19 protein-coding genes are annotated in these 22,353 nt (G+C 56.8%); 6 read left to right on the top strand and 13 right to left on the bottom strand.

Features of this window, described 5'->3' with window-relative positions; all coding sequences use genetic code 11:
- Positions 1 to 73 precede the first annotated feature (73 nt).
- Positions 74 to 1,846: a recombinase XerD gene (locus tag ACM43_RS07170; RefSeq protein ID WP_271539238.1), complete on the top strand. Its 1,773-nt coding sequence runs from the start codon at positions 74 to 76 to the stop codon at positions 1,844 to 1,846.
- Between the two features lie 149 nt (positions 1,847 to 1,995).
- Here ACM43_RS07170 and ACM43_RS38745 read toward each other — a convergent pair whose 3' ends face one another.
- From ACM43_RS38745 to ACM43_RS07160, 4 genes are all read right to left on the bottom strand, one after another.
- Positions 1,996 to 2,265, bottom strand: coding sequence for a PilZ domain-containing protein (locus ACM43_RS38745; protein ID WP_442869272.1), 270 nt, complete (start codon positions 2,263 to 2,265; stop codon positions 1,996 to 1,998).
- A 136-nt stretch (positions 2,266 to 2,401) separates the two neighbouring features.
- Positions 2,402 to 2,605 (bottom strand): DUF6894 family protein, encoded by a 204-nt coding sequence (locus tag ACM43_RS38740; RefSeq protein WP_442869271.1) that lies wholly within the window; start codon positions 2,603 to 2,605, stop codon positions 2,402 to 2,404.
- A gap of 12 nt (positions 2,606 to 2,617) precedes the next feature.
- Positions 2,618 to 3,016, bottom strand: coding sequence for a response regulator (locus ACM43_RS07165; RefSeq protein WP_271539818.1), 399 nt, complete (start codon positions 3,014 to 3,016; stop codon positions 2,618 to 2,620).
- 126 nt (positions 3,017 to 3,142) lie between these two features.
- Positions 3,143 to 3,442 (bottom strand): hypothetical protein, encoded by a 300-nt coding sequence (locus ACM43_RS07160; RefSeq protein ID WP_091966178.1) that lies wholly within the window; start codon positions 3,440 to 3,442, stop codon positions 3,143 to 3,145.
- 607 nt (positions 3,443 to 4,049) lie between these two features.
- Here ACM43_RS07160 and ACM43_RS07155 point away from each other — a divergent pair.
- Positions 4,050 to 4,277: a helix-turn-helix domain-containing protein gene (locus ACM43_RS07155; RefSeq protein ID WP_271539234.1), complete on the top strand. Its 228-nt coding sequence runs from the start codon at positions 4,050 to 4,052 to the stop codon at positions 4,275 to 4,277.
- 636 nt (positions 4,278 to 4,913) lie between these two features.
- Here ACM43_RS07155 and ACM43_RS07150 read toward each other — a convergent pair.
- The 8 genes from ACM43_RS07150 to hsdR all read right to left on the bottom strand — a co-directional run bounded on the left by ACM43_RS07150 (position 4,914) and on the right by hsdR (position 16,370).
- A complete protein-coding gene (locus ACM43_RS07150; protein ID WP_271539232.1) occupies positions 4,914 to 6,176 on the bottom strand; it encodes a hypothetical protein in 1,263 nt (420 codons plus the stop codon).
- Between the two features lie 123 nt (positions 6,177 to 6,299).
- A complete protein-coding gene (locus ACM43_RS07145; protein ID WP_271539231.1) occupies positions 6,300 to 6,707 on the bottom strand; it encodes a hypothetical protein in 408 nt (135 codons plus the stop codon).
- Between the two features lie 396 nt (positions 6,708 to 7,103).
- A complete protein-coding gene (locus ACM43_RS07140) occupies positions 7,104 to 7,877 on the bottom strand; it encodes a hypothetical protein (protein WP_271539229.1) in 774 nt (257 codons plus the stop codon).
- Between the two features lie 576 nt (positions 7,878 to 8,453).
- On the bottom strand, positions 8,454 to 9,146 hold the full coding sequence (locus tag ACM43_RS07135; protein WP_442869270.1) for a recombinase family protein: 693 nt from the start codon (positions 9,144 to 9,146) through the stop codon (positions 8,454 to 8,456).
- A 328-nt stretch (positions 9,147 to 9,474) separates the two neighbouring features.
- Positions 9,475 to 10,794 carry a restriction endonuclease subunit S gene (locus ACM43_RS07130; RefSeq protein WP_271539225.1) on the bottom strand — a complete coding sequence of 440 codons (1,320 nt, stop codon included), beginning with the start codon at positions 10,792 to 10,794 and terminating at the stop codon, positions 9,475 to 9,477.
- Positions 10,791 to 12,281, bottom strand: a complete 1,491-nt coding sequence (locus tag ACM43_RS07125; RefSeq protein WP_271539223.1) for a class I SAM-dependent DNA methyltransferase — start codon at positions 12,279 to 12,281, stop codon at positions 10,791 to 10,793. Before ACM43_RS07125 ends, ACM43_RS07130 begins: the two co-directional genes overlap by 4 nt.
- A 1-nt stretch (position 12,282) precedes the next feature.
- Entirely contained in the window at positions 12,283 to 12,879 is a 597-nt protein-coding gene (locus ACM43_RS07120) for a hypothetical protein (protein ID WP_271539221.1), read from the bottom strand.
- On the bottom strand, positions 12,876 to 16,370 hold the full coding sequence (hsdR, locus tag ACM43_RS07115; RefSeq protein ID WP_271539219.1) for a type I restriction-modification system endonuclease: 3,495 nt from the start codon (positions 16,368 to 16,370) through the stop codon (positions 12,876 to 12,878). The genes ACM43_RS07120 and hsdR overlap by 4 nt, the downstream gene beginning before the upstream one ends.
- A 359-nt stretch (positions 16,371 to 16,729) precedes the next feature.
- Between hsdR and ACM43_RS07110 the strand changes: the two genes are divergently transcribed.
- Together ACM43_RS07110 and ACM43_RS07105 are read left to right on the top strand one after the other, a co-directional pair.
- Complete coding sequence (locus ACM43_RS07110; RefSeq protein WP_271539217.1) at positions 16,730 to 18,010, top strand: AAA family ATPase; 1,281 nt, start codon at positions 16,730 to 16,732, stop codon at positions 18,008 to 18,010.
- 4 nt (positions 18,011 to 18,014) lie between these two features.
- The gene (locus ACM43_RS07105) at positions 18,015 to 18,824 is read left to right on the top strand and encodes a nucleotide-binding protein (protein ID WP_271539215.1); all 810 of its coding nucleotides are present in this window, start codon (positions 18,015 to 18,017) and stop codon (positions 18,822 to 18,824) included.
- A 235-nt stretch (positions 18,825 to 19,059) separates the two neighbouring features.
- Here ACM43_RS07105 and ACM43_RS07100 read toward each other — a convergent pair whose 3' ends face one another.
- A complete protein-coding gene (locus ACM43_RS07100) occupies positions 19,060 to 20,007 on the bottom strand; it encodes a hypothetical protein (protein ID WP_271539213.1) in 948 nt (315 codons plus the stop codon).
- A gap of 549 nt (positions 20,008 to 20,556) precedes the next feature.
- Between ACM43_RS07100 and ACM43_RS07095 the strand changes: the two genes are divergently transcribed.
- Entirely contained in the window at positions 20,557 to 21,627 is a 1,071-nt protein-coding gene (locus tag ACM43_RS07095) for a hypothetical protein (RefSeq protein ID WP_271539211.1), read from the top strand.
- A 16-nt stretch (positions 21,628 to 21,643) separates the two neighbouring features.
- Positions 21,644 to 22,066 carry a hypothetical protein gene (locus ACM43_RS07090; protein WP_271539209.1) on the top strand — a complete coding sequence of 141 codons (423 nt, stop codon included), beginning with the start codon at positions 21,644 to 21,646 and terminating at the stop codon, positions 22,064 to 22,066.
- Positions 22,067 to 22,353: the final 287 nt, after the last annotated feature.

The following is a 22,353-nucleotide window of genomic DNA, read 5'->3' as shown; positions in this document are numbered from 1 at the left end:
TTCCTTATCCTTCAATAAGTTAAGCCCCTACAGTGACTTGCGCTCGCCCGACTGTGTAACAACGGTGAGCAACATGCTGTATCGGGTGGTGCGTCCAATGAAGCGCGATGGCTCGCGGTTTCAGCTCTATGTGCGACGGATTCCGGTGGACGTGCGGGAGCGGCTCGTTGGTCGCACACTGTATTTTCCGCTTGGTGAGGACACGCATGCGGTGACGATCTCGCCCCGTGCTCAGGCCATCCGGTTTTCCCTGAGAGCCGATGAGCCGGCAGAGGTCAAAGCGAGGATCGCGGCGGCCGATCAGTACCTTGAGCGCATCCTCCGCGCCTTCCGGGATGATAGCCCTACCTCCCTTACCAATGCTCAGGCAACGGCCTTGGCCGGACGCCTCTACAGGGCATGGGCCGGGGGCGAGGGACGCGAACGCACGTATGCAGTGGAGCAGGGCCGTGATGGCAAGATGCATCCGGTGCCGCATGACCCCGAGGACGATGCTGTAATCTTCGAGGCGGCGCTGATGCGTCTTGTGCGGCTGGAGACCATAGGCAAGCATGAGATAGACACGTCGAAACCGCTGCGCGACCCAATTGACCTAGACAATCTTCCGCCCGCCGATCAGTGCCCGGAGAGTTCTACACTTGAGATTCATCTGGGGCGCCTTGTCGATCGCTTGCTTTTATCTGAAGGTATTCGACGGGTTGACGCCGCGTCGCGCGGTCTGCTGTTGAGAGCTTTTTGGCTGGCGTTACGTGATGCTTTTGAGGTCCGCCTGCGGAATGCTCAGGGCGACTACAGTCCCGACCCGAAGTCAGAGCGTTTCCCTGCTTGGGTTGCGCCGAGCGAGGACAATGCCCCCACAAAGCAACCGGTCCTAAAGGGAGGCTCGTTGACTGCGTTGGTTGAAGGTTGGTGGGTGGAGGCAAAGGCCCGCAACCTAAAGCCCAGCACTCACGAGAGTTACAGTAATTCGATGGCTGCCTTCGTTGCGTTCCTCGGTCACGATGATTGCAGCCGCGTGTCTAGAGGCGATGTGATTGGTTTCAAGGATCACCGTCTAGCCACCATCAATCCCCGCACTGGGAAGCCGATCTCTGCCAAGACAGTGAAGGACAATGACCTCTCAGGGCTCAAAGCGGTGTTTGGATGGGCGGTGTCAAATGGGAAGATGCACACCAATCCCGCCGAAGGTGTCACGCTTAAAGCTGCAAAGCCTCGGAAGCTACGGAGCAAGGCCTTCACGGATGCCGAGGCGAGGGTAATTCTCGCGGCAAGTCTCCGGGCCAAGCGCGGTGGAGAGATGCCGGAGACATTTGCAGCCAAGCGGTGGGTACCATGGCTCATGGCGTATACAGGGGCGCGTGTCGGCGAGATGGCCCAGTTGCGAAAGGAGGACCTACACAAGCACGGCCGAGACATCTGGTATCTCACGGTCACGCCCGAAGCAGGCACTGTGAAGACGAACGAAGCAAGAGATGTGGTCCTGCATCCTCACCTGATCGAAATGGGCTTTGTGGAGTTCGTAAGATCTGCACCTCCCGGTCATCTATTCCTGCGGCCTTCCCAAGGTAGCGCCGTACAGGACCGCGTGCTTGGACCATTGCAGGGCGTCAAGAATAGGCTTGCGGAGTTTGCCCGTGCAGTAGTGCCGGATAAGGGTGTTGCGCCGAACCACGGCTGGAGGCACCGCTTCAAGCCCGTGGGCGTAAGAGTTGGCATTGACCGCAGAACGCTTGATGTGATCTCCGGGCACGCTCTTGAAGGTCGCACCGTGGCGGATGGATATCATGGTGTCGAGCTTGAGGACCAAGCGGCCGCTCTCGCCAAGTATCCCCGGTATCGGATATGATGTTTGGATATCGGCGGGGAGATTAAAGCATTCTCGCTGGTGACCCTCAACGACATGCGGGGTTGTCCTTCAGGAGGCCGCATTTCAAGTCAGCCAGCACAGTGGCTGCTCTGCCGAAAGTGCTACTCAGGGCCCGTGCCAAGGCCGCATCACAACGGGACACATGTGTGTTTGCCGCCTTTGAATTTTACGCCATATAGATGCTCGTCTCTCCACACAACTTCGCACCTCAGAGTACTCTTGAACCCGTCAACCGACAGGTCAAGCTCATCGGCGAAAATGCGGACCGGAGAGCTAAGGCAGGCCCCTTCTTCGCTGAGATTTCTCACAACACATGGATGAACTCCACGAATGTCGCGAAAGCGGATCAGCGCGGGTTGATTAACTGGAAGCCGTTTTGAAGCACGACGTTCTAACATCGGGACACTCCCCCGAGGGCCATTCATCTTTTTCCTTCCGTGCTGATTTGGAGTGGCTTCCTGGCATAGGTGGTTGTGCTCGGCAGGCCGTCGCCGGTTCATAACGGCACGTTACGGAATGGCATCGGGAATGATGTTAAAGGCTCAGATAATAAGCGCTGGTGCTATCGTCCCGACTCACGACCACCCATGTATTTTCTCTCAAGTGGGGTCGGCTACTTGCTAGTTCTTCAGCAAGTCTTTGAGCCGCACGGAAGGCATCTATTTCGTGCTCAAAGACGAGGCCGCCGGGATCATTGACGTTTTCTGTACCGCAAAGGCCGAAGAAGAATCGCGCCATCTGAGCACCAAGCTAGCCGGAAAGTTCGTCTGGTGCTTTGGGACTCAAGCAGCCATTGAGGAGGTGGGAAACTGCCGTCACGAGCTGCGCGGGCGCGAACGGTTTCTGAAGCATTATGCTGTTGGGAACGCCCTGTACCAGCCACTCGTGAGCGGCCACGCCGGACATATAGACCACGGGAAAGCTCGGATCGACCTCACGTGCTGCTCGCGCTACCTCCCAGCCGTTGAACCTTCCCAGCAGATTAATGTCAGTCACGAGGCAGCGGTATGTAACGAGCCCCCCTTTGAGGAGGGTCACGGCTTCCTCGCCGGTACTGGCGACAGCGGTCTCGAAGCCCCCCTCGTTCAGCGCATCCTCAACAAGACTTTGGATGGCGTCGTCATCCTCGATGACAAGGATCGATGGCATTTCCGTCAAGGCTTCCCCCACCACTCACACTTTCGCTGGATGTTACAAAGTGCACAGAAGCAAAAGGTTCCGGGGCCGGGAAAATTTGGCATGCGGGGATATTTAGCAGGCGCGATGTTTGTTTGATTAAGCCGGAGATTTCGTCGCCTTGGACTTTTGGCGTAGGAAGCTGACCTCTAATTCCTCGCCGTTCACTCGCTCAAGCTGGCATCGGCGATAGGCAAGCCCCGTCGAGGAGAGCAGAAGAAAGAACTCCTTCAAGGCTAGCCCCTCAATCGTCGCTTCAACTTGAAGGGTAGCACCGACTTCAGACACATCTTTGAGGCTACACGAACGACGCCAGGTGCCATCGATCGCCATCATTTGCGCCGGCAAGCGGTGCTCAAAGGTGACCCGTCGGCTTTCTTGTTCTTTGTCTTGACGCATGGGCAACTGAACCGTTGCCTCGCAACGTAGTGAGAAGCAACTAAGAAGTCGTAACCACATTCGGGAAAATTCGGCAACTCGGGTTCTAGGGCGAGTCCAGGCGAGAGAAACCAAAGATGAAGATGAGCTTGCCCCGTGAACCGCGTCTGCTTCTAGGGCGTGTACTCACAATGAGAGTGCCTTGCCTTCGGCTACCCGGGAGTGCCCTCAGGCGGCGGTGTCAGGATCGGCCCTTTCTTGCCCTGTGCATCAAGACAAAGGTTGTGAACTGCTCAGTCGCAGCATTTTCGTATCCCGTCACGTAGGCGCGTGGGTGCCCTACCATCGCCCGCTCGAAGAGCTTTTGATTCTCCCTCCTGCAAACACCGAGGAGTGCTCGCGCAATGATTGGCGCCGATGAGACTCCATCGTCGAGGTCTACCATGTGCTGCCCAGCGCAATATTCGAGAGCGGCTCTATACTCAACTGTAGGGGATTGAGCGTAGGAGGAGCTAATCTGCAGAAGCAAGGCGAGCAGGACTAGGCAGCGCATTGTTTGAACCTCCTCTTGATGGATGTGCAATATATTGCGTCGCATTAGATTGCAACAAGTTGTCGCTATGTGCGCATGTCAGAGGACGTGCGGCGCTTGGTAGGGGGAAACGTAAGGAGGCTGCGGATGGCGGCTGGAATTACGCAGGCCGAACTTGCCGATCTCGTGGGTGTCGACCGGGCCTATATCAGCGGCTTGGAGCAGGGAAATCGGAACGCAACCATTGTTAGCCTTTGGCACGTTGCTCAAGCATTGGAGACGCCGATTCGTTTCCTGTTCGATGAAGCCAAGAAATCACGCTGACCGATAGGTGCAGGGGGAGCATTGGCTGAATCCCGTCCGGTGCCTGCCTGATCACTTTGAGCACTTACTCAGAGAGGGAGTTGGGCGACCCTGATCGTAATCTGAAGCAGGGCCTCTATGATTGGGGATCGTCCGTGTCCTCCCTCGCCCTAGGGGCTTCCTTGAAGGCCCCTTGGCGTAGCCGGTGAGGTGGTCGCGAGGGTGACCTTCTCGGTACTCGACCATCTCTGGCTGCCCCAAACCCGACGGAGGCCTTAGAGGTTACCCTTCGAGGGTAGGGGCCAATTAGGTAGCCGCACTCCTACCCCATCCCTTCAAGGTGCTCCATCAGGAAGACCCTGGGATGGCTATGGCCGGGTTGGTATCGTCGCCTCAAGGTTACCCCATGAGCGTGTCGTAAATGGAGGCCATGAAGGTCTGTCTTCAAGGGGGAGGGGGGTGGAGGCGGGTGTCTACTGCGCTCATCCCCTCTGTAGGTCTCCCCACTAGGGCAGGCTGGGGGGTGATGACGGTGTGGTTGGCCTCGCCGCTTTAGAGGATCAGGCTCAAGCCGCACCTCTAAGACAATCCTCGAAGTTCTCTTTCCTTAGCTCTTCCCCTCCTAGTCCTTTAGCAGAGACGTAAGGCAGAAAAGGCTTATTTTACAGGGGAAAACTCGATTTTTATGAACGCGCGAGACTGGCCCGATCCAGCGCAAAAGGCATGCTTCATAGCAGCCTTGGCGGCTGCAGCATTTGGTTTCGCCACGAGTACGGCATCATGAAGGGGCAGCGCTGGGATGCCGCTTTCAAAGAGGTGCGTGACCACAGCGATCAGCAGTTCGCTTTCGAGAAACATGAGTTCAAAGCCGACTCCGGTTCCGAATAGATGGGCAATCGGCCCGTGTTTTTGCTCTAGCAGTGCCACTGCCTGCTTGAGGTTCAACTGGGGAAGCAACGGACTGCAATCGCGCGGCCACCGCTTCAGGGGGCCTCGGGTAAACAGCAGGGCATTAAGGAGCAGCTTCCAGCCATCGCGTCCGGTGCCGTCGCCCGTCACGTCGTAAAGGTCTCCGGTCGGCTGCGGCGCTCTGGCGCGGACGTAGGCGAGACGTGGAAAGAGTTGTTGGTAATCTACATCGGCCACCGGCTTGCCGCTTATGCGAATCTGCCGGAATCGATCGGTGCGGGGCATGGTCATCCAGAAGCCGCCGGAAAGCCTCCCGCCCTGTTGCCAGCTCTCGTTATTGAACGTCCTGCGGAGCGTCCGGCGATAGCAGGCAACGACCTCGCCTTCTTTGCCGAGCCGGGCAGCGGCGCGAGTTCCTGTCAATTCGATATCGGCATCGAGAAGCCAATCATTGATACGTTGAACTTTCCGGCGAAGCGTCCTCGTTTTTTGGCTCTCGGCGTAATTTATCAAGGTCGCGTTGCCATCATCGTCCCTGCCCGACTTGAGGACGAGGATTTCCGGCTCCTGTTCTCGACGGAAGGAGGCCGGTGTCACCCTCGGAAAGCGTTTCGAGAGATCCGCGACCGTTTTGAAGAGCGACGGAGCTTTCGCCGTTCTTGAGAACCGATAGCCTGTTGTGACGCGTTTAAGGAGCTTTAGCCGTTCCAACAGGTCAAGCAGGCCAAGGAAGTGCTGGCCGTAGACTGGATTCCGGTAGCGGTTTACACCCCACATCATGTTGTTGTCGAGCGGAACGGCGAGCGCCGCGGCTTCGCGAAGGAGACCTTGCATGAGCACATTGCAAGCAACGGCCTCAACGGCGATGGTGAATTTGCGCAGGTCTTCATCCTTGCGAGCACGAGAGCGAAGGCCGAGCTTGTCTTCCTGTGCGATCAGATAATGCATGAAGCGGCCGATGGCTTCCCTTAGCTCCGGCGTTCTCGCCCGCAACTGCGGATCGAACCGCATGTGCTGATTACTCAATGTCATGGCCCCGGAAATCTGTGCTCAAAGTGACCGGCTTGATGCCCCAACATGTGCGTACCGCTATTCAGCCACCAGATATGACGTGCGAGAGCCTATCACTGGAAATTATTCGAGGCCTGCTGCCCGAAGTATGGGATGGCGTCCATACCGTTTCACCTTCAAGGCGAGGACGGCGGAAAGGTGCTTTTCCACCACCCATTCGCACGGCTGCTCGACGGCCCGCCCGATCAGTCGCAACACCGGCCCAGACGACCTGGGAAAGGCGTGGAGTTCCGCGACCTTTCTGAGGCGCCCCCTCTCGTCCGGAAGTTTCCAAACGCGATGATAGCCGCTTGCAAGGCGATGCAAAGCCTTTGCGATTTGAACCGTGCGAAACTCCTTCGTCCGGTGAGAGCCGGGGTCTTCCTCGATCAATGCCGTGACGGCCAGAACGATGGCAACGAAGCGCTCTGGCTTGATGCCTGCGGCACGGAGCCGGGCCAGTGCAATACGAGCTCTTCCGTTTGCGGACATGCCCCTCAGTCGCGTAGCGATCTCGGTTGGACCGGCTTCTTCGAGAAGCAGCGCGACGGCGTCGAGTGCCGCTTTGATGAACCGATCGGACTCAGCCCGAAGCCGAACATACGAGGTTGCGGCAGTAAGATACGGCTTTAGTTCTGCCGCGCTGTATGTCCCGTGCCAGTGCGATCCGTGCCGGGCTTTGTGCTCAATGTGCTTACGGCAATGGAAAGCCGCGAGTCCTGTGCCTGCCGCCCGCATGGTCGGGTTGCGGCATCCTGGGATTCTGCATCCGCCAAACGATGGGTCCGACGTTGTAGCGATCCGGTCGATAAGCTTTCCACGGCGTCTCATGCTCATTGATATAGGAGTTCTTTCAATCGGCGGAGAATGTCGAGCGCCCGTTGAGGCTCAGTTTGGATCGCGCGGCTTGAGCTGATGACAGTCGAGCAGACGGTAGCCTTGAACGAGCGCTTCGCGAAATGCCTCTCGACTGAGAGAGCCGCCGGTCTGCGAGTGCCGAAGATCGAAGGCACGCAGAGATGCCTCCAATGCATCATTGCGGGTGAAGGAGCGTCGCCTATTCTGAGGTCCAAACTTCTCTGTCGCTTGCTGCTGCGTCAACCACGGCGCATGTAGATTGCAACGTCTAAGATCGCGAAAGCCTTCCTGGTCGCCAGTTGCCAGTTTGTCAGATGGCGCATCTAGGATTGCTCGTAGCACCCTAAAATCAAACCGCTTGGGTGCCCTAATGCCGATAAGCGGATAGTGATAGGGGATTCCTTTTGGGTGATCTGGACTTGTAACGTGGCTCTCGCTCGTCTTTAGCCTTAACCGCCCGCCGAAAATTATGTGAAGCTGTTGCACCAGTACGGCCGGCGGATCGAACTGCCGATCTGACGAATCTGCTTCGTCGAGTGTACGTCTCTCTTTGGGCTTCTTGTAGGTGACAATTATTGAGGGACCTTCCTCTACATGGGTAGGGGCCGGCTTCGCAATGATCCCGATATCCCAGGGCTCAGGGTCCGATTCTCTTAGTCCGGACAAGAGGAGATCGACAGGCGGCTGATTTTCCAAATATCCCTTAGCACCACCGCGACTGAACGCGTTGTACGCCTCCTCTAGCCACTTAAAGCGATCCGCTAGTAGCGTTTCCGAGGGTGTCGATTTCTGCCTTGTTTTCATTTGATGTATCCGATCCTAGAGGCGGTTAGCTAACGTCCCCAAAATTCTTTGAAGCGCCTCGGGGCCAGCTCGGTATATCGCACCGCGTGTTGGATATTCTTGCAGGTAGACTTGAGGGGCCCGCGTTTCGCCGCCCTTGTTTGCCAAGGCGTAACCGCATGCGTGGCGCAACATATGCAGATGCACCTTGAAGGAAATTTCAGCGGCGTGTGTACGCAACGGGTGCAATGCCATCGAAGCGCTGCGGCGGTTCTTTGTGCCTTGAATGGGGAAAGAGTAGGTGAGGCCGAGTCGAATTCTTGGTCATACTGTCCGCTTCGTCGTTTGCGCTTCGCAGGCGGCAAACTAGGAAAAGCGTTTCGATCGTGTCAATCCCCCCACCGATCCCCTACCGTGCTTGTTCTGCAGGGGTTTCTTTCATCCCGTAGGTACCCCAACGTGGGTGTCGAGTATCCGCATGCGTAGCACTAATGCTCCCTCCAACGTGCCTTTGCGCAGGGGGCTTACTGGTTTCAAGGCGCATGCCCTGACTCTACCGCCACACTCAGCTGTGGGGCACTGTGGCGCACCCCTATCTCACGGTGGTGCTCTTCGCAGTACCCTTGCAACTTGGACCCCTGTCCACTCGGCATGTCCTCGCGAGGTAGGGATACCTCGGTCGGTGAGTGCGCGAGCCAACCCTTCATGGGAGGTCACCCCTTGACCTTGTAGTTCTCTGAGGGTCGGCATGAGGTCCTGCGCTCGCCGGCTGGCTATCGTTCCGCGGGCGAGCCTGCTTGCTAGGTGTGCTGCCCTGGATATCGACACTCCCCGGAAGCCTCCAAGCTTGACGCCCCGATTCTTGGCGGCTGCAAGGGCCGCCTTTGTTCGTGTGGAGATCAGACCCGCTTCCAGCTCCGCCACGGCGGCCATCTGTTGGAGCATGAATCGACCAGTGGGGCCTTCGATTGCAGGCAGGTCGGCAAAGCGAACTTCCACGCCGGATTCCAATAACCGCGAAAGAAACGCGACTGACCTTGTAAGGCGATCCACCTTGGCAACTACGATAGGAACGCGATGAACGCGGGCCGTAGCAAGGGCCCGCTCTAGGGCCGGTCTGTCGCTTCGGCGTCCACTCTCAACCTCCTTGAACTCCGCTATGACTTGCCCGTGCTCCTTCAGGTAGGCCGCAACAGCGGACCTCTGTGCGGCTAACCCGAGACCAGATGCTCCCTGCTTCGCGGTCGATACGCGATAGTAAGCGACAAAGCGATTGATCGTGACTGACATGCACTGCTCCAACATTTGCAACAACGTCCGTTGACACAAACGTTAGGAGCCTCATTTGGCTATCTCAACGGTATCAGCGTGAGTCAAATCGACTCAGCCTTCTAGCGGAAGCTTGCCCTGGGACGACCGCGTAAAGGCAGTGCCCCGAGCAGTCCATCATTTCTGAATCGAGAAGGGCATACGGGGGAAATCCGCAAAGCCGCCGCCACGAGGTCACGGCTCGCAATTGGGACCCTTCGCGCAAATATTGCCGGTGCAGCTTCGATGGGGGTCCGACGCCGGGACTCAGGAAACAGCAGACTGTGGCTTCAGGGGGCGTCTTCAAAGATCAGGCTGTTGCCTTTCGTCGCCTTTTTCCATCGCCTCCGGCCGATGCTGCGGCTCTCCGCTCAGCCCTGATCCGATCCAAAAGAACACTGGCAGGTTCGTCGCTGGAGGCCTGCGGTACTAGTTCGCCTCGAAACGCCTTGGCCAGGACAGCTCGATCAAGATGGTCGACTAGCTTGCGAGCGCTGGTAGCTTCCGAGGCGAGACGGTTGATCCAGGCGAAGGCCTTTTCGATGTAGTGGATAACGCGATCCTGCCTATCCAAATCCGGAATGGGCAGCGTCAGGCGCTCGATAACACCCGCATTTATGTTAGGTTGGGTAACGGCTGTTATGCCCAAACCAAGTTGTTCTTGGCCAGAATTCGACAATAGAAATAGCAAGACATAGCGGGGACGTACCCTCTCAATTCTCAGCCGAACTCGTATCAAGTACGCGCTCGGTAAGGCCGGACCGATGGATTGAGAATAAAGAGCACACTTTCCAATCGAACCCGTGCGTGTGACGAGGAGATCGCCTTCAACGAGGCCCCACTTGGCCAACTCTGCTGCTGAAACGGTGACGCGTGGAGGGGATTTGAGCCTGACGTTACCATGATCATCGAAGTCGGTCGTACGAAGGGTGACTACACCCTCACCGCCATAGGCTTCTTTGGCGAACCTTGGTCCATAAAAGGTAGAAGCTATGGCGCCGGCAAGCGGTACATAATCACCGTGTCCGCCGGCTTGAGAGAACCCGGCGTTAAGGATCGCCTGCTTATACTTCTCGACCAACCGCGCGATATGATCGAGATGATGGCGAGCTCGTCTTGACTTCGCGGACAGGCTATCAATCTTCGTCACGATCCGGCGCTGTTCGGGAATTGGGGGCAGGGGCATCGGCATTTCGCGCATCGTGGCAAGCGGAAGATGCTTGATCGTAGTCCCTGTAAATCTGCTTTCTAGTTCTCCGTTTGTCGCAATGTGACGCATATAAAACGCCAGCCATTCGGGCGACACGCCGTTAAAGGTACGGGCGCGATGGAGAGCCTTCTGAAATTTTAACTCCGTGGGACCAGATCGCCACACCGCAGCGCGACCAGGCTCGCCGCCCTCACAGATGATGACGTCACCGTCCTTGATCGAATAGCTTTCCAATTCTTCCGCGGTCATCCGCATCTCAAGTATATCAGCCAAGTCAAAGCTGCCCCAACGAACATTCACGTTGCGGAGGTAGGGAACTGGAGTCCCCTTGTTCTTGGCGGCATCAAGCATCTTGCCAAGCCGGACGTCAGCGATCTCGCCAATTGCCGCTCGTGTCCACCCATTGGGCAAGTCACTCATTCCGCCGCCTCTGGCACAGGAGCAACTTCATCTGCACTTTCCGGCTCCAGTTCGTCTGAAACTGCCTCTATGTCCTCTAGGGCTGCCTTGAGATGTCCAATGATCGCTGCTGCGATGTCCACTGGCTCGGTTAGTTGCTCTTCGGCTTCTGCCTCCGTGTCGCGTAGCCATGCGATGTCGAGATTGTCATCGCGGGCGGCGATCTGCTCGCGCGTGAAACATCGCCAGCGGCCTTCTTCGCCCAGATCTTTGCGCTTGGAACCGCCATTGGGCTCGCTCCCATAAGCCTTCTCGAACTCCGCGAAGTCTTCAACCACCAATGGGCGCGTCTTGCCAAAGGCCGGCATATTCGCCCTCAGGTCGTAGACCCAGACATTTTTTGTATTGCCCTTATCCGAGTTGCCGCGCTGGAAGAACAGCACGTTAGTCTTCACCCCCTGAGCATAGAAGATTCCGGTCGGCAGACGTAGTATGGTGTGCAGGTTGCATAGGTCCATTAGCCAAGACCGCAGCCGGCGTCCGGTGTTATCCTCGAACAGCACGTTGTCCGGCACTACCACTGCGGCCCGCCCCCCAAGCTTGAGAGCGCGAACAATGTGCTCGACAAAGGCGAGTTGCTTGTTGGAAGTCTCGGCCGTGACAGAGAAGTCAGAACGCGTCGGCCGGCCGCCGCCCTTCTTGGTCCCGAACGGAGGGTTGGTCAGAAGGAGGTCGGCTTTTGCAAGGCGTTCGCCATCGGGCGAGAGCGTGTCGGCCAGTTCCACACCCCCTTCTATGCCGTGCAGCAGAAGGTTCATCAGGCACAGCCGATGGGTGTCCGGAACCAGCTCTGCGCCCACAAACGCGCTGTGACGCTGGAAATGCGCCTTGTCGGGCGAAAGCTTGTATAGTTCGTCAGTCTGGTCCTTGATGTAGCGGTCAGCGGCGACGAGGAAACCAGCAGTCCCGGCAGCCGGGTCCTGGATCGTCTCGCCCGGTTGTGGCTTCACGAGGCGAACGATGCAATCGATCAGCGGGCGAGGCGTGAAATACTGTCCGGCGCCTGACTTTTTGTCAGCGGCGTTCTTCTCAAGCAGGCCTTCATAGAGGTTGCCCAAACCTTCCTCGCGGGCGGAAAACCAGTCAAGCTGGTCGATACTCGATGTGAGCGACTTGAGGTTGGTCGGCTTTCGCAGCTTCGTTTGCGCATCGGTGAAGATGGTTCGGACCAGCGCGTCCTTCGTGCCGGGCTTGCCGAGATCGAGCAAGAGCTGCTTGTAGTAGTCGAGCTGGTCAAGTCCTTCACGCCTTGCTAGTTCGCCCCAACGGTATTGCTTCGGAAGTCGGTTCTCCCGCAAGCCTCCGTTCTGATCAGGAACCTCTGCGAGCATCTTGAGGAAGAGGAGGTAAGTCAGCTCGGTGACGTACTCATTATACGTGACGCCGTCATCGCGCAGGACGTGGCACAGCGACCAGAGCTTGGCAACAATACTGATGGTGGTGGTCATTCTACTCAACCATGTCTCTCACGACGCCCTGAACGTTCAGAAGCGCATGTTTGCCAAGAAACTTGATCAGGATCATTTCAATCTTTTCGCACATAATCGGGTCGTCGATAGCGAGAAACGAGCCGCGAACAACCAGCGGAGGCTTGAACCAAAACCGGGTCTGATGATCCTTTACCCTTGTTCGCACGCTCTTCGCCGATTTGCCGACATACACAGGACGATCAGTGACATCGTAAAATACATACACACCAGCTTGATCGGGTACAGTTCCGATGTCGGATGGCGTAAAATCGGTCCAAGTATACCCTGAGATTTCCGATTTTTGCTCAACTACCTCTTTCTCGACCTCTGTAGGAACCGGTTGATTCAATGCTGCCGAAAGCTTCGCCCGCGTCTCGTCCGTTGGATATAGCGTGTTTCCTTTCACGATATTCCAGATGCCGGTGTACGAAATCTTCGTCTTGGCGGCCAATTGCGGGATGGTGAGACCCTGTTTCGTCATCTCACTGCTTACCCATTCGCCGAAGCTCTGCTGCTGCGGTGCTACGTCAGCTTCGTCCTCCTGAGGCATAGCAAGCGCCTCTTCTTGATCATTCATCCGACATTCCTCCACAGCTCTTCATTAATCCCGGTCAGCACCGCTTCAAGCTCTCCGCCAAAGACCTTGTTGAGACGTACAAAGCCGCCATCCGCGGAGAATGGCTCGCGGTCAATCGCGCTGCGATCCACCACGATCTCCTTTTCAACCTGTTCACCGATGCGTTTGAGCCACCGCTTCTGCGGGTCAGTCCAGGGGCGACTCGCTATGACCTTCTGCATCGCGGCTCTTACACGATCTCCATAGGGGGTCAAAGGATCGCCCAACGCTGCCTGACGGACAAAGCCGATGATAGAGGCGGCGATATCCTCGTTTCTGGCATCGCTCCACGCGCGGCGCAGGTTGGCCTCCGAGTATCCCTTGAGATCAAGCGTCCGGCGTAATTCCTGCAGATCGGCGCGGGTCAGGTCTCGGGGCCGTTGCACGACTAGCTTGAGGGCTGCAATGGTGTTGATGTTTTCGCGGATGAAGGCGGCGAAGGTATCAAGAAAATCCTCAGGCTTGCTGCCAGCTCCGTAGCCGCGGGTAACTGCCACGACCTCGTCGCCGTGATTCGAGATCGGCATAAAGCGAGGCTTGTTTCCGTCGTTCTCCCAATCCAAAATGGGACCGATAGCGGCTCTGTGTGAGAGCCAGTTGGAAAGCTCTGCCGGCTTACTTTCGACTAACCGTTTCAAGGTGGCTTCTGGCGTTTCTCCAGCGGCGGCCTCGAACCTTAGCCGCGCCTCTGAAGGTAACTTGCCGAGTCGGCGGCGAAGTTTCACTGCAAGTTGCTGCCGAATGCTATCGCGGTAAGCGTCTTCATCTGCCGCGATCAGCTCATTGACGAGCTGCTCAAACCCGATCGATGGATTGACTACCACCGGCTTCATTTCGGTGAGATTCTGGAGGTGCGAGTAAAGGTCCACGGCATCGAAGATGCGGAACACCTCCTTGCCGATTTCGGGACATTTCCGTGTAGCGCGTCCGATCATCTGCTCATACAGGATGCGGCTGTTGACTCGGCGCAGGAACACGAGATTAGTTATTGAGGGCACGTCGATGCCCGTGGTCAGAAGATCGACCGTGACGGCAATCTTGGGACTGGCGTCATTGCGGTACGACCGAATGAGGTTCTGAACCTTATCGACACTTCCGGTGATCTTCTTCACTGCCGCGTCGTCGATCTCGCCATAAGCAGCCGCGAAAGCGTCCTTGAACTTGGACACCACAATATCGGCATGGGCATCGGTGGCGGCGAAAATCAGTGTCTTGCCGGGAAGCGCCGGATCGATGTGCTTGGCTAGCTCTTCCGCGACTACGCGATTGAACTCGGGTGTAACCACCTGCTTGTTGAATTGCTCGACCTCGAAGCGCAACTCGTCCGGAGCGTGAGTTAGGCTCACCTCGCCGGTGCGGGTGTTGAGAACGTCGACCTGCTCTCCTTTTTCAAAGACGATGCCGGCACGGGCCAGCGCAGTCTCAATCCTGGTCGGCGGCTCATGGTCGATAAGATGTCCCTCGACCACAGCGTCTCTATATGAGTACGTAAAGATCGGATCGCCGAAGATGTCCGTGGTGTGCAAGGCCGGCGTGGCGGTCAGACCGATTTTGACGGCATCGAAGTACTCGAGAACACGACGGTATTTCGAGACGTAGTCCTCCTGGCCACGAAAGCTCAGCTCAGCATCGGACATCTCGCGGTCCAGCAGATAGCCGCGATGGCATTCATCGACGACCATCAGGTCGTACTGATCAATCGGTGGGGCTTCGGAATCGTCGGCCGTGTACAGGACACGCTTTACCAACCCTTGAATCGTGCAGATGTGCACTTTGGTTTCCGCCTCGGGTGCGACGTCGTCGAGCCCCTTTAGGCCGAATATGTCGGCGAACGCCTTGCCCGACACGACCCGCGTGGTCGTGAATTCGTCGGCGGCCTGCTTGCCCAACGCGGACCGATCCACCACGAAGCAGATGCGCCGAAAGCGCTTGGTGCTCAACAGCCGATAGAGCATCGCGATTGCGAGCTTGGTCTTGCCCGTGCCGGTCGCCATCGCAATGAGCATCGTGCGACGCTCGGCTTCAAGTGCGGCCTCAACCGCTTTAATGGCGTTCTGCTGATAGTCTCGAAGCGGAAAGCCGAACTCGAACGGAAGCGACTTGAGGGCCGCCGTTGCGGCGTCTTGATCCACTTCGAGCAGACCAGCGAGCCCATCGGGTGTCGGCCAATCCACCAAGGCGCGACGATGATTGGCGGTGCGGCGCGTGTCGCGGAACCAGATGCCGCTCTCAGTCTCAATCTGCTTGAGATAGGAGCGGCCGTTGGCTGCGAACACAAACGGAACCTTGTGATCCGCCCAGGGTCCTCCCGCGAATGCGAAGCCGTCACTCCCAGCGAAGCCAACGGAATACCGCTCCGCTTGATCGATAGCAGCAGAGACGTTTTTACGACGGCGCTTGGCTTCGACAACGCCGATAAGCGTGAGTCCGTTGAAGAGAGCATAGTCGGCGGGGCCGTTGGCGGTAGGCCACTCGGCAATGGCGAGATTGCGCCCTTTCGCCGGGCGCGACCCGGACCCATAGCGAAGGGACTTGGTGTCCGCTTCCCATCCGGCGTCGCGTAGCTGCTGATCGATAAGTGAGCGCGTTGATGCTTCGTCAAGATCGATCTTGCTCGCGGCTTCCTCACCGCGGGCAATAAAGTCTTGCATTTCTGACTTGGGCGCCTGCTGGGCTGCGGCCTGCACTTTGCCCAGCCGTGCCGCCTCGTCATCAACTGCTTCAGGGCCAAGTTGCGACTGTATCGAGAGGGAAGCCGATCGCGGCGCGAGCTCCGAGTACGAAGCAGAGACGGACGGATGGCTTCTGAGCGCCGCAGAGAGCTTGAGCTTCTCAGCTTCCGCTTCCTTCGCCAGTTGCTCCCAAACCTGCCGATCTTCTTCCTGTTTTTTCGAGCGCTCCTCGGCACTGTTACGGGCGAGGAGATGCGCATCAACTTCGGCTTTCGCGCGGGCCGCAGCTTCCTCGGTCTCGGCAACCCGAGCCCTCAGGGCATCAATCTCCTTTCGGAGGTCTTCCGTCGGGTCGGGCTCCTCAACGGGAACGATGAAAGTCCCAGGCGAGAAGTCCGGTTGTTTTCCGTAGACACGATGAAACCAAACACCGAGTTGGCGAGCAAACTTCAGCGCGGCGAGCGCATCCGAATGGTTACCGGCGGCATCGTGAACTGCGCTGTTGCCGGCTTTCCGGAGGGTATGAAAGACATCGGCGATGGCCTTCGGAATGATGCGCTCAAATGAAAGGCGGCGGAGAATCGCCTCAAAGGTCTCACGCTCACCTTCGTAAGTCCCGTGTCGTGCCGCGACCAGTTTGGCCATAAGCTCCGCAAATTGGCGAAGCTTGATGATGGCGGTTACGGGATCATCCTGGAAATAATACTCGGCTCGCGCAGCAAGCTGGACCAGCTTGGCGTCGTGAACGGTCAGGAAATCGAAATTGATTGAAAGTTGCATCCCAGCCCTAGAGGGCCGAAAGATTGCACAAATGAGCAGTAGATGCGACCCCCACGATGGGAGAAATTGCTTCTCGATACTTAGTTAATCTAATGGTTACCGATCGCAAAACCTCGTGATTTCAATGGGTTGTGCTCCCGCACAAGCCCCGAGCGTAACGACCCATCCCCCGCCTGCTCGCCGCTAGCCACTGCTGCAGCGCCACCCAGCGGGCCTAGAGGTGCGGCGAGCGACCATCCCCGAAGTCGCGCTTGGCGTTCGCTGTGTATCCCTAAAGTTGTGCACAGGGCTGCAATGCCGGCTCTGTACCGTCTGCCACTGTGTAAAGTTCTTAGTCCGATTCGAGGACGGGACCAGCAATGACCATCAAGGGAGTGACCGACGAAGATTTGAAGGCGCTGCTGGCGGAGAACCTCACGCCCTCCGACACGATCAAAACCCCAGAGCGGTTGTTTGGAAGAGAAAAGAACCTTCGCACAATTGACCGTGCCCTCAGTTCTCCTGGCCGTCAGATATTCATCTACGGAGACCGGGGCGTCGGTAAGACATCACTGGCCCTCACGTCCGCATACCTTCACTCCGCAACCCTCAGCCCTCCGATCCACGTGATGTGCGGCAGGACTAGTGGCTTTGCGCAGGTAGTGCAGGCCATTGGAAACGCACTCATCCCTGTGGAAGACCGTGTCGAGAAGCCGGGTGGCGGCGGAGGCTTCAACCTCACTCTGCCCGGTCTAGGAGGTGTGGGGGTGAGCCGGGCAAGCAAGGCAGTCCCCGCGATCGCCGCTCCTCAATCGCTGAATGAGGCGCTGGACGTTATCCGCTATGTGGCCTCGAAGCGGAACGGGAAGACGATCATCATCATCGATGAGATGGAGAGAATTGAGACAGCGGCGGAGCGGGAGAAATTCGCCGAGTTCATCAAGAACATTCCGGAGCTTGGCGCAGACGTGCGTTTCATCTTTTGTGGCATCGCACATGACGTGGACGAACTGCTTCAGTCACATCCATCTGCGGGCAGGATATTGGAGACGATTCATCTGGAGCGCCTCAAGCATAACTACCTCTGGCAGATTCTAATGGTCGTGGCGGAGAGGCTCGGAGTTGAGCTTCAATTGGAAACGCTCATCCGCATCAGTCAAGTGAGCGATGGCTTCCCGCATTATGTTCATTTGATAGGCGAGTCTCTGTTCTGGAGCATGTTCGATGATCCGGAGGTAGTGACGAAATCTGGTGCCCCGCACTTCAAAGCAGGCATCGAGGGCGCGTTGCAGCGCACCGAGGCAACGCTCCGGGCTCAGTACGACAAAGCCACTCAGAAGTACCGAAACACGGCTGACTATCAAGAGGCGCTTTGGGCACTAGCAGACAGCACATCTGACCGCCGACAAATCGCGGACATCTATGAGAACTCATACAAGTGGATCGTGACCAAGCGCGTCGGCCGAACGCTCATGCCGCGCGACAAGCTGAATCAACGATATCTCTCCCTACGCAAGGACACACATGGCAGGATCGTTGCTGGTCATGGTGCGGGATGGTTCTCCTTCCGCGAGAACATCATGAGGGGCTACGTTAGGCTCCGAGCTGAGGCAGAGGGTATCAATCTGGGGCGCCACCACAACACGGCTGGGATGGAGTAACACCTTGGCACTGAGTAAGAGTAGGACGTACCCGGCGTCGAAGTTTACACCCGAAGTAATTGCGGAGGGGATCGGTGCATTCAAGCAGCTCTTTCCGAAAGCAGAGCGCCGAACACATCAGGTTAAGGTCGGCCTGGAAACATGGACCTTCGACGATGACTCCGAGTTTTATTCCGACTACCGAAAGACAAATACGAGATCAGCGCGGCTTACCTATTACAGCTTGGAGAAGCATCACGAATTCTCGCTGCACTTCCACCAGCTCTGGGGCACAGACGTTTCGGTCTCCGCCAAAAGCCGAGGCGATATCGAATCCGTCTTCAGAGCGTTCGATGCGAACGCTGAAGCTTGTCGAATGCCCGAGGAAGACATCGAGAGCACGTTACGTGAGCGTCTAGAGATTTTCATCGGTCATGGTCGAAGCTTGCAGTGGCGCGACGTCAAGGAGCATCTGCACGACAAACACGGTTTCAAAGTCACGGCATACGAAACCGAACCGAGGGCTGGGCTGCACATCGCTGACATTCTTAAGGACATGGAGGACAAGGCAAGTTTTGCGCTTCTCGTGATGACGGCGGAGGACGAAGACGCAGGAGGCAAAATGCATGCTAGGGAGAATGTCATTCACGAAGCTGGGCTGTTTCAGGGGCGGTTGGGGATGAAGCGTGCCATTGTTCTACTAGAGGACGGCTGCGGCACATTTTCAAATCTGGCGGGCGTGCAGTACATCCCATTTTCGAAAGGCAATATACGAGAGGCGTTCGGGGACATCCTCGCAACAATCAAGCGGGAATTTGGGGCTAGTCGCAGCTAGCTTGGTAGTTGGGACCGACTCCACACATACGCGCATCAGCTCCACCAGCTGAGCCTTCAAGCGCCGGCCGAACCTCGGACCATCTGTGCTCCGGGACGGCAGCCACAACGTACTTTCGTCTGCTTTGTTTAGGACAACCGCCTAAAGCCGTGGAGGGAGGTGGTGTCAAAAGTTCGCCTAGCTATGCAGATCCCCAAATCTGCTCCTCTCTTTGAGCTGTCGCGGCGAAGTCATCTCAGAATTTTGTTCTTATGGTCGTTGACGCCAAGGACGCTCCACGGGGATCAGCGCCGGAAAACAGCTTAGCGAGTTCATGGCCTTCATTCTTGATCCGCTTGAGTTTCGTTTGGATTGTTTTGAGCTGGGTGGTATCGAACGAAACACGCAAAGCGGTCCCCTCGAACTCGGAAATGTGAAGCTCTCGAGTTCGCTCAGACGCAACGCCGAATGCATTCTCGCCGCTTATGATCCAGAAGTTGCCGCCATTAACGGCTAAACGACTTGTCATGTAGAGCCCATAGCCGGAGTTCTGCCACGTGTCGTGCTTTCGGCGCTTTATCCCCTTGTACATCTTGCCTGAAACGCCGGGCATTAAGCTGAGCTTTAGGGCGTCTAAGTCAGAATTTATTGTCAGGTATGGATTGCGAGACAAGCTCCGCCGCACGCCGGTGCCTTTATCGAGAATGGCCAAATGAACGCGGTTTCGAGACGGCCAGTGCTGGGCGCAAAACTGTACTTGATCGGCGCCGCTGTGTTCGAAAACATTTCGAATGACCTCTCGCAGTGCATATGTCAGCGCTTCGCACAGGTCGCCGTCCGGCTGCCGAGAAAGGACTTCTGCCATTCGCCGTGAGCGAAGTTCAATCGCCTCTCCAAACGCAATGCATTGCTCTTCAGCTTCTTTATTTAGAGTGTCGTAATCTAGGTGAGTGATGGGCAGATAGTTGCTTCCACCGCCCGCTTCACCGGGAGCGTAACCGTACTCAAAGCCGCACGCTCTAAAAAAGCCCATGACGCTCTGATATGACATTCGCTGATAGTTGCGGCAGGTGCTATCGCCAAAAACTTGACGAGACTGGAAGCTGGAGATTGCATCTGACACGAGGAGCAGCCCAAATGGGTCTGTATGTCCCACCAGTTCGAAATCGAAGAGGTAGTCGTGGTCTTCATCAAGTTCGGCCAACTTTCGTCGCAGCCGGAGTGCATTGCTCATATTCAATGTTGGAGGAAGCCGAATAACTGATCTCGTCATTTCTCATCTACTCGTCGCGAACTATTAGCAAAGGGCAGCCGACCGAGCCACCGTGCAGTATTTTGTACCGGAACTCCCGCGACTCGGATTGCGCCACTCGCAGTAGGGTATGCCAGTGCCCCTCCATCGTTCAATGCATTGGACCGCCTTCCAATAAGTCTGGTTCCATCTCAGCTTCTGTCCGCCCGGGCTCTCACTTCGGCGAAGGCCTATCGTTGGATGACCGTCTGTCCGTCCTCGATGACCAACCTGCTGCGGAGGCTTGGGGCCTGAGGCTCCCCATCCTGTCCTGCTGCTGGCTGCTGGCTGTGGCCGGCATCGTTGTGATGACCCGCCAGGCCCCGGCCTCGTAGCGGGTATACGGGGGGAGTCACTTTGCGGCTCACACGCCGTACTCTTCGAGTTTATGACCCCTAAAATTCGTCGGATGAACTGGGATGACGATGGGCCGAAGCTCGCGAATCGTGATATGGCCAGCAAATGTTCAACCGCAAGACACTCTTCATCATCGGCGCGGGTGCGGGGTATGACATTGGTGTTCCGGCTGGCCGAAAACTAGCTGAGGACATTGCGAACCGCACACTGGTTTCGCTAGATCATGGACAGCTAGGCCGCGGCACGCACGATGAAGACTTAGCGCTCAGCTTTTTCGAACGCGGTGATCCCAAAGCGAACGAGTATTTCAGCGCCTTCCGCCTAATTCATAATGGCGTACTCCTTGCCAACTCCATCGACGACTTTCTGAACATCCACGAAGCCTCCCCCGCAGTTGTCACGGTAGGAAAGGCCGCGATAATCCGCACGATCCTCAATGCGGAGCGTGGCTGTAAGCTCTATGTCGATCCATCAAATATCTACAACAAGTTGGACGTTGGACCGATCCGTGACTCTTGGTTCGTTAAGTTCATGCAAGTGCTCGGTCCAGGTAGGAGGGTGGATGAAGTCGAGAACGTGCTGAGCAATGTCTCGTTCATCACCTTCAACTATGATCGATGCTTGGAGTATTTTCTCCGGCATGCCCTCCAGCTCCTCTACGGAATTCAGCTCCAACACGCCTCAGAGATTGTTGGGAAGGCAAACATAATCCATCCGTACGGGTCTGTCGGTCAGCTCGATAAAGTGCAGTTCGGTGGCATAGCTCACGCTCGGATGGACTATCGCGAGCTATCGAAAGCTATCAAAACGTATACGGAGCGGGTTGAGGAGTCGGAGATCTTAGAGAAGATGCAGGGGGCCATTCGCGAGGCCGAGTGCATTGTCTTTCTCGGCTTTGCGTACCACAAACAGAACATGGCACTGCTTAGGCCCGCTTCGCGCGCTCGCAAGACAAAACAGATTTACGGCACTGCTTTTGGGATGTCCGACAGTGACGTGAGCGAGGTGGTTGACGAACTGGCTTCGTTCTTTCCGGATCAAGAGCTCAGGCCTGCGGCCTCCTCTGGGTTATTGCCGGCTCCTCCAATAATTGACATGCACGCAAACATCCGCATCGAGAACAAGCTGACGTGCTTGCAACTGTTCGATTACTACGCCAAATCCCTTGCGGGTTAGGGCAGGGGCGCGATGCATGCCAAGTTTATTTTTGAGCGATGCGGCGAGCGACGATCTGCACAATCTCCTTAGATACTCCTTGTGGATGGAACTCATAGGTCCGGAGACGTATCTGTCACGACTTGTCACATTGATTGACCTTAGCCGTCGCGCTTCGCCGACCTCGTTTTACGCGCGGTCATTGTTGAATGCGGAACGCTGGAGTGATGAGCGCCCGGTGTGGCCGGAGGCTTGCGAGAGCGCAGCTTTTGCTCCGGTGCCAAATGCGGCTGAGGGTAATGCTGGCGAGAACAATGAGCTGGATGATCTGCACCTTATTCCGTCATCAACGACGGGGCTTCAGCATTGGTTTTTCAGGATCGGCGATCCCGATCCGATACCTGCTGTGCCACATGGTCACGGACGCCAAGATGAGCGCAAGAAGTTCGATCCCTACTAAGGCTTTATTTATCGAATGGGTCACCAGATAGGCCGAGAGCCTCGGAATCGCGTTGTGGCGCTATGGAATGACGAGCAGTTCGGCGAGTTTGCGCTGAGGGCAGTTAAACATTTCGATCGTGGTCGTCCGGACTGGATTTGGCGGGTCTCAGATCCCTTGGTGTTGCCCAGGCGAAGGCGGGCCCGAAAGTCCGCTTCGTAATGGATGCCGGCTGCGTAACAGGACTGGTAAACATTCCCTCCTGCTGTTAGAAATTCCGCTTACATTTCAACGCAGAGCGCGTCGGA

Origin of the sequence: Bradyrhizobium sp. CCBAU 45321 (assembly GCF_028128975.1) — a bacterium.
Taxonomy (GTDB): Bacteria; Pseudomonadota; Alphaproteobacteria; order Rhizobiales; family Xanthobacteraceae; genus Bradyrhizobium; species Bradyrhizobium yuanmingense.
This window is presented reverse-complemented; position numbering and strand designations above follow the sequence as displayed.

Bases quoted from the DNA above. Each gene is read 5' to 3' on its own strand.
- ACM43_RS07170 (WP_271539238.1), top strand. From the start codon at position 74: ATGCTGTATCGGGTGGTGCGTCCAATGAAGCGCGATGGCTCGCGGTTT.
- ACM43_RS38745 (WP_442869272.1), bottom strand. From the start codon at position 2,265: ATGTTAGAACGTCGTGCTTCAAAACGGCTTCCAGTTAATCAACCCGCG.
- ACM43_RS38740 (WP_442869271.1), bottom strand. From the start codon at position 2,605: ATGGCGCGATTCTTCTTCGGCCTTTGCGGTACAGAAAACGTCAATGAT.
- ACM43_RS07165 (WP_271539818.1), bottom strand. From the start codon at position 3,016: ATGCCATCGATCCTTGTCATCGAGGATGACGACGCCATCCAAAGTCTT.
- ACM43_RS07160 (WP_091966178.1), bottom strand. From the start codon at position 3,442: ATGCGTCAAGACAAAGAACAAGAAAGCCGACGGGTCACCTTTGAGCAC.
- ACM43_RS07155 (WP_271539234.1), top strand. From the start codon at position 4,050: ATGTCAGAGGACGTGCGGCGCTTGGTAGGGGGAAACGTAAGGAGGCTG.
- ACM43_RS07150 (WP_271539232.1), bottom strand. From the start codon at position 6,176: ATGCGGTTCGATCCGCAGTTGCGGGCGAGAACGCCGGAGCTAAGGGAA.
- ACM43_RS07145 (WP_271539231.1), bottom strand. From the start codon at position 6,707: ATGTCCGCAAACGGAAGAGCTCGTATTGCACTGGCCCGGCTCCGTGCC.
- ACM43_RS07140 (WP_271539229.1), bottom strand. From the start codon at position 7,877: ATGAAAACAAGGCAGAAATCGACACCCTCGGAAACGCTACTAGCGGAT.
- ACM43_RS07135 (WP_442869270.1), bottom strand. From the start codon at position 9,146: ATGTCAGTCACGATCAATCGCTTTGTCGCTTACTATCGCGTATCGACC.
- ACM43_RS07130 (WP_271539225.1), bottom strand. From the start codon at position 10,794: ATGAGTGACTTGCCCAATGGGTGGACACGAGCGGCAATTGGCGAGATC.
- ACM43_RS07125 (WP_271539223.1), bottom strand. From the start codon at position 12,281: ATGACCACCACCATCAGTATTGTTGCCAAGCTCTGGTCGCTGTGCCAC.
- ACM43_RS07120 (WP_271539221.1), bottom strand. From the start codon at position 12,879: ATGAATGATCAAGAAGAGGCGCTTGCTATGCCTCAGGAGGACGAAGCT.
- hsdR (WP_271539219.1), bottom strand. From the start codon at position 16,370: ATGCAACTTTCAATCAATTTCGATTTCCTGACCGTTCACGACGCCAAG.
- ACM43_RS07110 (WP_271539217.1), top strand. From the start codon at position 16,730: ATGACCATCAAGGGAGTGACCGACGAAGATTTGAAGGCGCTGCTGGCG.
- ACM43_RS07095 (WP_271539211.1), top strand. From the start codon at position 20,557: ATGTTCAACCGCAAGACACTCTTCATCATCGGCGCGGGTGCGGGGTAT.
- ACM43_RS07090 (WP_271539209.1), top strand. From the start codon at position 21,644: ATGCCAAGTTTATTTTTGAGCGATGCGGCGAGCGACGATCTGCACAAT.